10 protein-coding genes are annotated in these 10402 nt (G+C 63.4%); 9 read left to right on the plus strand and 1 reads right to left on the minus strand.

The window, feature by feature from the left end; translation table 11 throughout:
• The coding region (locus E5W70_RS10160) for a 3-hydroxyacyl-CoA dehydrogenase (RefSeq protein WP_292657191.1) at window positions 1–1566 on the plus strand (1566 nt) is incomplete at its 5' end.
• An 8-nt stretch (window positions 1567–1574) separates the two neighbouring features.
• Here E5W70_RS10160 and E5W70_RS10165 read toward each other — a convergent pair.
• Window positions 1575–2387, minus strand: coding sequence for a LuxR C-terminal-related transcriptional regulator (locus E5W70_RS10165; RefSeq protein WP_292657193.1), 813 nt, complete (start codon window positions 2385–2387; stop codon window positions 1575–1577).
• Window positions 2388–2501: 114 nt separating this feature from the next.
• Here E5W70_RS10165 and E5W70_RS10170 point away from each other — a divergent pair, with 114 nt between their 5' ends.
• From E5W70_RS10170 to E5W70_RS10205, 8 genes are all read left to right on the plus strand, one after another.
• Entirely contained in the window at window positions 2502–3632 is a 1131-nt protein-coding gene (locus tag E5W70_RS10170) for an ABC transporter ATP-binding protein (protein ID WP_292657195.1), read from the plus strand.
• Window positions 3613–4776 (plus strand): spermidine/putrescine ABC transporter substrate-binding protein, encoded by a 1164-nt coding sequence (locus E5W70_RS10175; RefSeq protein WP_292657198.1) that lies wholly within the window; start codon window positions 3613–3615, stop codon window positions 4774–4776. Before E5W70_RS10170 ends, E5W70_RS10175 begins: the two co-directional genes overlap by 20 nt.
• A gap of 37 nt (window positions 4777–4813) precedes the next feature.
• Window positions 4814–5707, plus strand: a complete 894-nt coding sequence (locus tag E5W70_RS10180) for an ABC transporter permease (RefSeq protein WP_292657200.1) — start codon at window positions 4814–4816, stop codon at window positions 5705–5707.
• Complete coding sequence (locus E5W70_RS10185; protein WP_292657203.1) at window positions 5707–6519, plus strand: ABC transporter permease; 813 nt, start codon at window positions 5707–5709, stop codon at window positions 6517–6519. Before E5W70_RS10180 ends, E5W70_RS10185 begins: the two co-directional genes overlap by 1 nt.
• Before the next feature lie 12 nt (window positions 6520–6531).
• The gene (locus E5W70_RS10190; protein ID WP_292657206.1) at window positions 6532–7293 is read left to right on the plus strand and encodes a glucose 1-dehydrogenase; all 762 of its coding nucleotides are present in this window, start codon (window positions 6532–6534) and stop codon (window positions 7291–7293) included.
• 124 nt (window positions 7294–7417) lie between these two features.
• Window positions 7418–8623, plus strand: a complete 1206-nt coding sequence (gene pcaF, locus E5W70_RS10195) for a 3-oxoadipyl-CoA thiolase (protein ID WP_292657209.1) — start codon at window positions 7418–7420, stop codon at window positions 8621–8623.
• 152 nt (window positions 8624–8775) lie between these two features.
• Window positions 8776–9807, plus strand: coding sequence for a BMP family protein (locus E5W70_RS10200; protein ID WP_292657213.1), 1032 nt, complete (start codon window positions 8776–8778; stop codon window positions 9805–9807).
• A 273-nt stretch (window positions 9808–10080) separates the two neighbouring features.
• Window positions 10081–10402, plus strand: a 322-nt coding sequence (locus E5W70_RS10205) for an ATP-binding cassette domain-containing protein (protein ID WP_292657282.1), incomplete at its 3' end; no start/stop codon positions are given.

Raw genomic sequence — 10402 nt, forward strand, 5'->3', positions numbered from 1 at the left:
CTGGTGGACGCGGTCTTCGATGGCGACTTGGCCGCGCAAGCGGTGAGCTTCGCCGGCGACATCGCCGCAAGAGGCGGTCCATTCACGCCGGTGCGCGACCGCAATGAACTCCTCAAGGAAGCTGATCTCTCCATCTTCGACAAGGAAGCAGCGGAGCTTGCCAGAAAGGCGCGCGGCCTCGAAGCGCCGATCGCCTGCGCGCAGTCGGTCCGCAACGCTATCACGCTGCCGTTCGACGAAGCGCTGGCGGCGGAACGTGCGCTGTTCCTCAGGCTCGTGGCCAGCGACCAGTCGCGCGCCCAGCGTCATCTGTTCTTCGCCGAACGTGAAGCGGCGAAGGTCTCGGGCAAGGACGTGATCAAGCGCAAGATTGCCCGGGTCGGCGTCATCGGCGCCGGCACGATGGGCGGCGGCATCGCCATGACATTCGCCAATGGCGGTCTCGCCGTGACCTTGCTGGAGACGACGCAGGAAGCGCTGCAGCGCGGGCTGGCGGCGATCGACAGGAACTATGCCGTTTCCGTCACGCGCGGATCGCTGAGCGAAGACGCCAAGCGCCAGCGGCTCGGCCTGTTCAAGGGTTCCACCGATTATGCCGACCTCGCCGAGTGCGACCTGGTCGTCGAGGCTGTGTTCGAGGAGATGGCGGTCAAGAAGGCGGTGTTCGGCAGGCTCGATGCCGTGGTCAAGCCGGGCGCGATCCTCGCCACCAACACCTCCTATCTCGACGTCAATGAGATCGCCGCTTCGACGTTGCGCCCGCAAGATGTCCTGGGCATGCACTTCTTTTCGCCGGCTAACGTCATGAAGCTTCTGGAAATCGTCCGCGCCGACAAGACGGCACCCGACGTGCTGGCGACCATCGTCGATCTGGCACGGCGGATCGGCAAGGTGCCGGTCGTCGTCGGCGTCTGCCACGGCTTCGTCGGCAACCGCATGCTGGCCGCGCGGGGTTCGGAACTGGAGACGCTTCTGCTCGAGGGCGCAACGCCGCGCCAGGTCGACCAGGCATTCATCGATTTCGGCTGGCCGATGGGGCCGTTCCAGATGGTCGACCTCGCCGGCCTCGACATTGGCTGGCGCAATCGCAAGGCGCGCGGCCAGACCGCCGACATCGCCGACGCGCTCTGCGAACAGGGGCATTTCGGCCAGAAGACCGGCAGCGGTTTCTATCGCTACGAGAACGGCTCGCGCACGCCGCTGCCCGATCCCGGGGTCGAGGCGCTGATCCGCGGCAAGGCTGCCGAGAGGGGGATCGTGCCGCGCGAGATCGGTGCCGACGAAATCATCGAACGCACGCTTTATCCGATGATCAACGAAGGTGCCAAGATTCTCGACGAGGGGATTGCCGCCCGCGCCTCCGACATCGATGTCGTCTGGGTCAATGGCTACGGCTTCCCGGTCGGCAAGGGCGGACCGATGTTCTGGGCAAGCCTCGAAGGCGTGGACAAGATCATCCGGCGGCTGGATCACTGGCACCAGCAGACCGGCAAGGACGTCTTTCGGGTGGCGCGCCGGCTCAGGCAGATGGCTGAAACCGGTTCCTGGGACGGCGCTGCCGGCTGAACTTGGGACTACCGAATCCGTGCGTCCATGATCTCAACAAAACGCGCGAACAGACCGGCCTGCGACTTTATCTTGAGCTTGCGGTAGATGTTGCGGCGATGGACTTTTACGGTGCCCGGCACGATGCGCATCGCCCTGGCGATCGATTCCGTGGAATGGCCCTGAAGCACCAGATCGACGACATGCTGTTCGCGCGGCGTGAGCGAAAGGCTCTTCCAGATGTGAGCACGTTCGAACTCGCTGACCGGAGCAATCGCCTCGTCTTGCTTCGTCCCAACCGGTCCGTCAGCCGGAAGGGTAGGCCAGCGCAGCCTGACGAGACTGATCACCGCAGGCGCCATGTCGCGCAGCAACCTGGCATCGGCGGTTCCGAACGGCCCCGAAGCGCGCAATCGCATCAGCGAGACCACCAGCGCGTCCTTTCCCGGCAGCGGCACGAAAAAGCCGACCTCCTCCGCAAGCCTGGTCTGGCTGTAATATGAGCGGTAATATTCGCTGGCATAGAAGCGGTCCGGCGCCAGTTCGCGCATGCGCCAAAAGCCTTCCTTGCGCTCGACCGCAGCATGGTGGAACGGGTCGAGCAGATAAGGCCCTTCCTGATAGAGCGCGACGAAGACGTGGCTTTCGGCCGGCGAGAATGTCTCGAACAGCAGCGGCGGGCGTGAGGCGCCGCGATAGCCGAAGATCACGCAATGATCGAAGCTGACATGCTGCCGGAGCCAGGCGACCATTGCCTTGCCGAAAAGCTCGCCGCTGGTCTCCCGCGTCGCTGCGATGAGCGCAGCGAGCCGGCTGTATTCATCGCTGCGCGAAACGCCCAATTCATACCCCTCCAGATGAGAAAATAGACGAAATATACCACCTGGGAGGTATATACTAGCCGCCATTGGCTCTGATAGCGTTTCGAGATCAATCAGCCGCTGGAGCCCGCAGCTTTGACCGCAGTGCCCGACATTGAGTTTCGCGGGGTCACCAAACGCTACGGCAGCGTGATCGCGGTCAGCGGCATCGATCTTGCCATCCCGCCGTCTGCCTTTGTCGCCTTGCTCGGGCCGTCCGGCTGCGGCAAGACAACCTGTTTGCGCATGATCGGTGGCTTCGAACAGCCAAGCGAAGGTGCGGTATTCATCCGTGGCCACGACATGGCCGGCACGCCGCCCTATCGGCGGCCGGTCAACATGGTGTTCCAGCAATATGCGTTGTTTCCGCATCTGGATGTGGAGGACAACGTCGCCTATGGCCTCCGCCAGGCACGGCCGCGCCTGTCGTCGCGGGAGATCAGCCGGAAGACAGGCGAGGCGCTCGCCATGGTGCGCCTTGCCGGATATGGGCGCCGCAAGATCCATGAGCTTTCCGGCGGCCAGCAGCAGCGTGTCGCCCTGGCGCGGGCGCTGGTCAACAAGCCGGCGGTGCTGCTGCTCGACGAGCCCCTGGCGGCGCTCGACAAGAAGCTGCGCACCGACATGCAGATAGAGCTGCAGAACCTGCAGCGCGAGATCGGCATCACCTTCGTCCTGGTCACCCACGATCAGGAAGAGGCACTGTCGATGAGCGATTTCGTCTGCGTCATGAATGGCGGGCGCATCGTCCAGCTTGGGCAGCCGAGCGAAATCTATGACGAACCCGCCGACCTCTTCGTCGCCGACTTTGTCGGCAAGACCAATCTCTTGAGCGGCAAGGTCGTCGGGCTCTCGGGCAAGCTCGTCGATGTGGCGCTTGCCGACGGCACTGTCATTGCAGCGCGCAAGCGGACTCCGCTAGCTCAGGGTGAAGCCGTTTCGGTCAGCCTGCGCCCTGAATCGCTAAGCCTCGGCGCGCCCGGAAGCGGCCGGCTGGACGGCCTTGTCCGCAACCGGATCTTTCTCGGTTCGACCGCGGAATATGCAATCGAGGTCCAGGGCATCGGGACACTGCTCGCCAAGGCCGATCATCTGGTCGGCGGTGGAAATCTCTTCAAGCCGGGTGAACCCGTCGCCGTCGGCTTTACAGCCGGAACGCCGCTGGCGTTTCCGGAGAATAACGGGACCAACCAGAGGGAAAACAAAAATGTCGAAATCGTATCGTGACGGACTGCCGATAAGCCCTGAAAAATTCGTCGACCAGTTGATGCGCCTCAAGCGCGGTTCCATCGGCCGCCGCGAGTTCCTTGGCCTTACCGGCCTTGGTCTCGCTACCGCGGTAATGGCCCGCGAACTCGGCATCATGCCGTCGCCAGCCTTCGCCCAGGAGGGGCTTGGCGACCGCATGTCGATTGCCACCTGGCCCAATTATCACGACCCGGCGACGTTCGAGAATTTCAAGGCCGAGACCGGCGTTGCCGTCGAGGTCAACGTATTCGGGTCAAACGAGGAGATGCTGGCCAAGCTGCAGGCCGGCGCCTCGGGCTGGAGCCTTTTCGTTCCGACCAACTACACGATCTCGACTTACAAGAAGCTTGGCATCATCGAAGCGCTCGATATGGCCAAGCTTGCCAATTATGACGGCTCGCAAGAAGACCCGCGCTTCACTGGGGAAGGCACCATCGACGGCGTGACCTACGCTGTGCCGAAGAATTGGGGCACCACCGGCTTTGCCGTCAACACCAAGAAACTGACCAAGCCGATGACGAGCTGGAAGGAATTCTGGGACACGGCCATGGCGGAGGGCGACGGCCGGACCATGGTTCATGATTACCAGCTGACCACGATCGGGAACGCGCTGAAATATTTCGGCTTCTCGTTCAACTCGCTGAAGCCGGACGAACTCGCCAAGGCCGAGGAATTGCTGCTGAAGGTCAAGCCGCATCTGTTCGCGGTCTCCAGCGACTACCAGCCGTCGATGCGTGCCGGCGACGCCTGGATGACGATGTGCTGGACCAATGACGGGGCGCAGCTCCACCGCGACATCCCCGAAATCGCCTACGTGCTTGGCAAGGAAGGCGGCGAGATCTGGACCGACTTCTACGCAATCCCCAAGGATGCGCCGAACAAGCCTGCCGGCTATGCCTTGCTCAACTATTTGATGAACCCGAAAGTCGCGGTCAAGGAGCACCTGGCCAACGGCGCGCCTTCCACCGATGCGCGGGTCAATGCGCTGCTGCCCAAGGAGGTGCTGGACAATCCGATCCTCTATCCGGCGGCGGAACTGCTGAAGCCACTCGAATTCGGTGCAGCCGCGACCTTAACCGATCCGGGCCGGGCCGAATTGATGGCACGCTTCAAGTCGGCTTGACCATAGGTCCGATGCAGGCAACTCCCCCGGCGGACAGATGTCCGCCGGCACCGGGTCGGTTTTTTCAATGCGCGGCAATGTCCTTCGTCACAATCTCCTGACCGCCCTGCTGCTCGGTCCAGCAACCGCGTGGCTGGTGGTGTTTCTAGTTTTGCCGTTCGTCGCGATCACCGTCTTCAGTGTCGGCGAGCGGGCACCGGAAGGCGGATATCAGGCCGCTTTCACCTTGGCGCAGTATGCCAATCTTCCGGCGCGGGCGACCGCCTTCTGGAACACCATGGTGCTGGCGCCGGCGGGTGCACTGGCCTGCCTTCTCGTTGCCTATCCGGTCGCCTATTATCTCGCCTTGCGCGCGCCACAACGGTGGCGGCTGATCCTGCTGGCGCTTGTCGTCATCCCGTTCTGGACCAGCCTGCTGATGCGGACCTATGCCTGGATGTATGTTCTGGGCGGGCGTGGCATCCCGGCTCTGCTGGCCTATGTCGGGATCGAGGACGTGCGGCTGATCAACACGCCGGGAGCGGTTCTGCTCGGCATCGTCTATGGTTATCTGCCGCTGATGATCCTGCCGATCTATGTCAGCCTCGAGCGGCTCGACCGCCAGCTGCTGGAGGCCTCCGCCGATCTCGGCGCGACGCCGATCTCGACATTCCTCGGCGTGACGCTGCGGCTGTCGCTGCCAGGTGTGATGACCGGCTTCTCGCTGGTCATGATCCTGCTGCTCGGCGAATATCTGATCCCGACGCTACTCGGCGGCGGCAAGGTCTTCTTCATCGGCAACGCGCTGGTCGATCTGTTCCTGCAATCGCGCAATTGGCCATTCGGATCGGCGATCGCCATCACGCTTGTAGCGGTTTCCGTGGTCGTGCTGCTTGCCGCGAACCGCATTTCGACCCGGCTCTCGGGTGCCCGCCGGGTGGACCTGATCTGATGCGTGCCTTCGTCGTTGCGGTCTTTGCCTTTCTCTACCTGCCGATCGCGCTGGTGGTGCTGTTTTCGTTCAACGCCGGCCACCACGCCAGCGAGTTCACTGGCTTCTCGGTGCAATGGTACGGCAAGGCCCTGGCAAACCCGTTCCTGGTCGAAGCGCTGAAGAACAGCCTGTTCATCGCCACGACCAGCGCCTTGCTGGCGGCGCTGTGCGGCACGGCGGCCGCGCTTGGCCTGGCGCGTGTCGGCGCGCGGACGCGAGCCGTCTTCGATGCGCTTTTGGGTGCTGCGATCGTCGTTCCTGGCGTCGTCATCGGCATCTCGACGCTGGTCGCGCTGGTCCAGCTATTCGGGGTGGTCAACCCGTTTGTCGCTTCGCTGTGGCCGAACGACCAGCCACCGCGCCTGGCGCTTGGCTATGGCTCGATCATCGCCGCGCACGGGCTGTTTTCGATGGCGCTGGTGGCGATGATTGTCGGCACGCGCCTCGGCAGCCTCGACCGCAACCTGGTCGAGGCCTCGAGCGACCTCTATGCCACCCCGCTGACGACGTTCCGCAGCATCGTGTTGCCACAGATCATGCCGGCGGTGATCGCCGGCTTCCTGCTCGCCTTCACATTCTCCTTCGACGATTTCATCGTCGCTTTCTTCGTTGCCGGCGCACAGACGACATTGCCGATCTATGTCTTTGCCTCGATCCGGCGCGGGGTCACGCCGGAGATCAATGCCATCGCGACGATCGTGCTTGTCGCCTCCGTTCTGCTCGTGGTGCTTGCCCAATGGCAACTGCGGCAACGAAAACCATCACACTGAAAGATAAAAAACATGATTCTGAGAGATCGCATCGCCGTGGTGACGGGTGCCGGGTCGGGGATCGGGCGTGCCGGCGCCATGATGATGGCCAGGGAAGGCGCGCTCGTGGTGATCGCCGACAGGGACCAGGCGGCGGGGGAAGCAACCGCTTCCGACATTCGTGCGGCCGGCGGTCGGGCCGAGGCAGTCGCCACCGATGTCGGCGAGGATGCGGCGGTCGAGCAGCTCATTGCAGGAACGCTGGGCCGGCATCGGCGGATCGACATCCTGCACAATCATGCCGGGATCCAGGTCGGCGGCACGCTGACCGAAGTCGGCGCCGACGGCATGGATGCCTCCTGGCGGATCAATGTGCGGGCGCAGTTCCTCGCGGCCAGGCTGGTCATGCCGTCGATGATCGCGCAAGGCGGCGGGGTGATCCTGAATACCGCCTCGAATTCGGGTGTGTTCTACGACCGCGAAATGATCGCCTACGCAACGTCAAAACATGCAGTGGTGGCGATGACCCGGCAGATGTCGCTCGACTATGCCAAACACAATGTCCGCATCAACGCGCTGTGCCCCGGCTGGGTCGATACGCCCTTCAACGAACCGTTCATCACGCAGATGGGCGGGCGGGCGGCGATCGAAAACTATGTCCGCACCAAGATTCCCATGCAGCGCTGGGCCAGCGCGGAGGAAATCGCCGAAGCGATCCTGTTCCTCGTCTCTGACCGCTCGTCCTTCATGACCGGCCAGGCGCTGGTGATCGACGGCGGCGAAAGCATCGGCTGATCCGCAGCTCCCGGCGGGTGGGAGCTGAAATTCTCTTTGGCCTAACGGCCGGCGGCGAGATGTGCTTTCGTCTTAAGGAGAATGCGGCCAACATGGCCGGGCCGGGAAAAGGGAAGGCTGCACAATGGCTGAGGCCTATATCTGCGATTACATCCGCACGCCCATCGGCCGCTTCGGCGGTTCGCTGTCGGCGATACGAGCGGACGATCTCGGCGCGATACCTCTGAAGGCACTGGTCGAGCGCAATCCAGGCATTGACTGGGCTGCCCTCGACGATGTCGTCTATGGCTGCGCCAACCAGGCCGGCGAGGACAATCGCAATGTGGCGCGCATGGCGTTGCTGTTGGCCGGCCTGCCCAAGGAGGTTTCCGGCTCGACCGTCAATCGTCTCTGCGGTTCGGGCATGGATGCAGTGATGATTGCCGCCCGCGCCATCAAGGCCGGCGAGGCTGAGCTGATGATATCCGGCGGCGTCGAATCGATGAGCCGTGCGCCGTTCGTCATGCCCAAGGCGGAGACCGCCTTTTCGCGCAATGCCGAGATTTACGACACCACGATCGGCTGGCGCTTCGTCAATCCGCTGATGAAGAAGCAATACGGCGTCGATTCGATGCCTGAGACCGGCGAGAACGTGGCGGAAGAGTTCGCTGTCTCCCGCGCCGACCAGGACGCATTTGCGGTGCGCAGCCAGGACAAGGCGGTCGCCGCACAAGCCAATGGCCGCCTGGCGAAGGAAATCACGCCGGTGACGATCGCGCAGCGCAAGGGCGATCCGATCGTCGTCTCGAAGGACGAGCATCCGCGCGCGGGGACGACGATCGAAGCGCTGGCCAAATTGCCGACGCCGTTCCGGCAAGGCGGCACGGTTACGGCCGGCAATGCGTCGGGCGTCAATGACGGCGCGGCGGCGCTGATCGTCGCCTCGGAAGCCGCCGCAAAAAAATATGGGTTGACGCCGATCGCCCGCATCCTCGGCGGTGCGGCCGCCGGCGTGGCGCCGCGCATCATGGGCATCGGCCCGGTGCCGGCCACGCAAAAGCTATGCGCCCGACTTGGCCTGACGCCGCAGCAATTCGACGTCGTCGAGCTCAACGAGGCCTTTGCCTCCCAAGACATCGCCGTGCTGCGCCAGCTCGGCATCGCCGAAGACGCGGGGCACGTCAACCCGAATGGCGGCGCCATCGCGCTCGGTCATCCGCTCGGCATGTCCGGGGCGCGCATCACCGGCACGGCGGCATTGGAACTGCGCGAACGCGGCGGCCGCTACGGCCTCGCGACCATGTGCATCGGGGTCGGCCAAGGCATTGCGGTGGCGCTCGAGAGATTGTGAGCAAGCGTGGGTTTGCCGGGCCATTTAATGGCGCGTTCCGCCCACTCAAATTTGACCATGTGGACAAAAGCCGGGCACCGCTCCATAGTTCCTTCGCCGATATTCCAGAGAAGAGAGCCGGCTCGACACGGCGCCAATCAGAGGGGCATGCAATGGACAACGGGAAGAGCAGAATCCAATCGAAACGCGAAGGACTTTCGCGCCGCAATGTGCTGGAACTGGGCGCGCTCGGCCTTGCGGCGGCGATGCTGCCGGGCAGCGCCTTCGCCAAGACCAAGAAGCTGAAAGTAGCAGCGATCTTCGCCACGCCGATCGAGGAGCCCTGGGACAACCAGATCCACGTCGCCCTGCAGAAGGCCGAGAAGGAACTCGGCATCGAATACAAATGGTCGGAGAAGGTGCAGACCGCCGATTTCAGCCGCGTCATGCGCGAATACGCGCAGGGCGGCTATGAGCTGGTGCTGGGCGATGCCTTCGCCGCCGAGCGCGAATCGCGCAGGACCGCCAAGCAGTTTCCGAAGACCGCCTTCCTGTTCGGCTCCGGCGCCGGCCCGGCCGAGCCGAATTTCGGCGTTTTTGACAACTGGATCCACGAGCCGGCCTATCTGTCCGGGATGATCGCCGGAAAGATGTCGAAATCGGGCACGATCGGCGCCGTCGCGGCGATGGGCATTCCGGAAGTGAACCGGCTGGTCAACGCCTTCTTTGCCGGCGCCAGGGAGGTCAATCCCAACATCAAGAAGAAGGTCGCCTTCATCGGCTCGTTTTTCGATCCGCCAAAGGCAAAGGAAGCGGCCGTCGCCCAGATCGATGCCGGCGTCGACGTCATCTATGCCGAGCGCTTTGGCGTCATCGAAGCGGCGGCGGAGAAGAAGATCCTCGCCATCTCCAACATGTCGGACCAGTCGAGCCTCGGCCCCGACACGGTGATCACCGGGCCGGTCTGGGATATGTATCCGACCGTCGAGCAGGCGATCAAGCTGGTCAAGGCCGGGGTCTTCACGGCGCAGGACTACGGCGATTTCTCGCGTATGGCCAAGGGCGGCTCCTACCTTGCGCCCTACCATAAATTCGACAAGACGCTGCCGGCCGAGGTCAAGGAACTGGTCGCGAAGAAGAAGGCCGAGATCCTCGATGGCAATTTCCGCGTCGACGTGGATGAGAATACGCCGGTCTCGGACTGAGCGCTGTCTTTTGGGGGTCTGGCGCTTGTCGCACCCCCCTCTGGCCTGCCGGCCATCTCCCCCTCAAGGGGGGAGATTAGCAGCTTCGCCGACAGCACCTCTTCTTCAGCGCTGACGATTTGCGAAAGCCGAAGTGACATCCGATCTCCCCCTTGAGGGGGAGATGGCCGGCAGGCCAGAGGGGGGTGCAGCGCATTCTCGTCGATCAAAGCTGAATCGTAAAGCCAATTCCGATCGGGAGCACCCTTGTCAACGCCTGCCCCTCTCATCGAAATGCGCGGCATCTCCAAGAGCTTTGGCGCCGTCAAGGCGAACGAAGCCGTCGATCTCAGCGTCGCGCCGGGTGAAATCCTCGGGCTGCTCGGCGAAAACGGTGCCGGCAAGACGACGCTGATGAATGTGCTGTTCGGTGCCTATGCGCCCGATGCCGGCGAGATCCTGGTGCAGGGCCGGCCGGTGGCGATCAACAGCTCGGCCGATGCGCTGGCCGCCGGCATCGGCATGGTGCACCAGCATTTTCATCTCGCATCGCGGCTTTCGGTGCTGGAGAATCTCTTGATCGGCATTCCCGGCAGATCGGGCCGGATCGACCGCG

It is taken from the genome of Mesorhizobium sp. (genome assembly GCF_005063415.1).
In the GTDB taxonomy this organism is placed as follows: domain Bacteria; phylum Pseudomonadota; class Alphaproteobacteria; order Rhizobiales; family Rhizobiaceae; genus Mesorhizobium.